The sequence below is a fragment of the Paenibacillus sp. EKM301P genome (assembly GCF_011800295.1).
GTDB classification, from domain to species: Bacteria; Bacillota; Bacilli; order Paenibacillales; family Paenibacillaceae; genus Paenibacillus; species Paenibacillus polymyxa.
Map to the genome: position 1 here is coordinate 1 of NZ_JAALFM010000165.1, position 224 is coordinate 224.

Genomic DNA, 224 nt, shown 5'->3' on the forward strand with positions numbered 1-224 from the left:
TCCGGACGGTTCAAGTACCCGCGCGCCACTCCGACTCCGCCGATGACCAGCTCGCCCAGCACCCCGACCGGCACCGGGTTCAGATGCGCATCCACGATGTAGAATTTCGCATTCAGCCACGCTTTGCCGATCGGCACATGGCCTGTCTGCGGCAGCTTCGCTAGCTCCTCGTCGTAGAAACTGGAGTCGATCGCCGCTTCCGTCACGCCGTATGCGTTGATGAT

General features: G+C 62.1%; 1 protein-coding gene. It reads right to left on the reverse strand.

The annotated features are described in order from the left end of the window. On the reverse strand, positions 1 to 224 hold a 224-nt coding region (locus tag HFD99_RS25375), incomplete at both ends, for an AMP-binding protein (protein ID WP_167441118.1).